Origin of the sequence: Nocardiopsis sp. RV163 (assembly GCF_001029525.1) — a bacterium.
In the GTDB taxonomy this organism is placed as follows: Bacteria; Actinomycetota; Actinomycetes; order Streptosporangiales; family Streptosporangiaceae; genus Nocardiopsis; species Nocardiopsis dassonvillei.
On record NZ_LEKI01000316.1, the window covers coordinates 1 to 2,017 of the forward strand.

The following is a 2,017-nucleotide window of genomic DNA, read 5'->3' on the forward strand; positions in this document are numbered from 1 at the left end:
GGTGCTGCCGATCGAGGTGCCGTTGGAGGCGTTGCTGGAGGCCTATCTGGTCTCGCGGCGTGAGCGGGTCGGGGTGGTGCGGGGGGCCGATCCGCTGTTGGTGGACAACCGGGGTGAGGGGTTGCGCCGGGGCGGGCTGCAGTACCTGGTGCAGCAGTGCTACAAGCACGCGGGTGTGCACGACCGGGTGGCGCGGGGGACGCTGGTGCACGCGTTGCGGCACACCTTCGCGACGCGGTTGGCGGAGGACGGGGCGTCGGTGTCGGAGATCATGCATCTGCTGGGGCACGCGTCGGTGGCGTCGTCGCAGGCCTACATCGAGGTGACGGCGCGGGCGCAGCGGGAGGCGGCGTCGTCGAACCGTACGTACGGGGTGCTGCGGCGCCTGGTGGCCGAGGGCGGGGGCGGCTGAGTCGGGGTGTGGCTAGGCTTTGCCTGTGGATACGACTTACTTGACTGTTTCGAGCGTGAACGTGAACGGGTTGCGGGCCGCGGCGAAGAAGGATCCGGGGTTCGTGGGGTGGTTGGCGGGCACGGACGCCGATGTGGTGTGCCTTCAGGAGACGCGGGCCGAGGCCGAGCAGTTGCCGGCGGGTGTGGTGGCGCCTGAGGGGTGGCACGTGGTGTTGGCTCCGGCGGCGGCGCGGGGGCGTGCGGGGGTCGCGGTGTACTCGCGGCGCGAGCCCGACGAGGTGCGGGTGGGGTTCGGGCATGCCGAGTTCGAGGACGCGGGCCGGTATGCGGAGGTGGACCTGGGTGAGGTGACGGTGGCGAGCCTGTACCTGCCCTCGGGCGAGGTGGGCACCGAGCGCCAGGAGGAGAAGGAGCGCTTCATGGAGGCGTTCCTTCCGTATCTGGTCAAGCGGCGGGCCGAGGTGGAGGAGCGCGGTCGTGAGCTGGTGGTGTGCGGGGACTGGAACATCGCCCATGCCGAGGCGGATCTGAAGAACTGGCGGGCCAACCGCAAGAAGGCGGGGTTCCTGCCCGAGGAGCGGGAGTGGTTGTCGCGGGTCCTGGGTGAGGCGGGGTTCGTGGACGTGGTGCGGTCGTTGCATCCGGACCAGGAGGGCCCCTACACGTGGTGGTCCTACCGTGGTCGTGCCTTCGACAACGACGCTGGGTGGCGGATCGATCTTCAGGTGGCCACGCCGGGGTTGGCGGGCCGTGCGGTGGAAGCGCGGGTGGAGCGTGCTGCTGAGCACGCTGGGCGTTGGTCGGACCATGCTCCGGTCACGGTGCGCTACCGGATGCGGTAGGAGGAGGCGGTCATGGGTGTGCCGATCGTTCTGGTGCACGGGTTGCGGGTGTCGGGGAGTATGTGGCGGCCGCAGGTGGAGTTGTTGGAGCGCGAGGGGCGCACGGTGGTGGTCCCCGACCTTCCGGGGCACGGGTCTCGTCGGGGTGAGGAGTTCTCGCTGGGGCGTGCGGTGGACGCGGTGCTGGCAGCGGTCGACAGTGTGGGCGGTCGGGCGCTGGTGGTGGGGTTGAGCCTGGGCGGGTTCGTCTCGATCGCGACGGCGGCCGCGGCTCCGGGGAGGGTGGCGGGGTTGGTGGCGGCCGGGTGTACGGCCAAGCCGGCGCAGTTGTTGGCGCAGGTGTACCGGATTCCGGCGGTGTTGATGGATCGGTTGCCGGACAAGGGCGCGGCGGTCAACGAGCGGTTCCACCGGTTGACGTTGCGTGATGGTGCGGCGGAGGCGGTTTTGGGGGGCGGTTTGGCGGTGGAGGCGGCCACGGCGGTGATCGACGCGGTCTCGGAGATGGACGTGTTGGCGGCGTTGTCGGCCTATGAGGGGCCGGTGTGGTTGATCAACGGGGCGCGGGACCACTTCCGGATCCATGAGAAGCGTTTCTTCGACGCGTGTGCGGATGGCCGGTTGGTGAACGTGCCGAGGGCGGGGCACATGGTGAGTCTGGACCAGCCGGTGAATTTTTCGCGGATCGTCGCGGACGCGGCTGATGTGGTGTCGGGGCGTGAGCGGGCGCGGCGTGCGCTGGAGGCCGGGGAGGGCTGAGG

At 70.3% G+C, this 2,017-nt stretch carries 3 protein-coding genes; all 3 read left to right on the top strand.

What is annotated here, in order from left to right; genetic code table 11:
* Positions 1–412: site-specific integrase (locus tag ABD54_RS26405; protein ID WP_047872265.1), on the top strand; the 412-nt coding region annotated here is incomplete at its 5' end.
* A 25-nt stretch (positions 413–437) separates the two neighbouring features.
* Positions 438–1,256: an exodeoxyribonuclease III gene (locus ABD54_RS26410; RefSeq protein WP_047872267.1), complete on the top strand. Its 819-nt coding sequence runs from the start codon at positions 438–440 to the stop codon at positions 1,254–1,256.
* A gap of 12 nt (positions 1,257–1,268) precedes the next feature.
* A complete protein-coding gene (locus tag ABD54_RS26415; protein ID WP_047872266.1) occupies positions 1,269–2,015 on the top strand; it encodes an alpha/beta fold hydrolase in 747 nt (248 codons plus the stop codon).
* Positions 2,016–2,017: the final 2 nt, after the last annotated feature.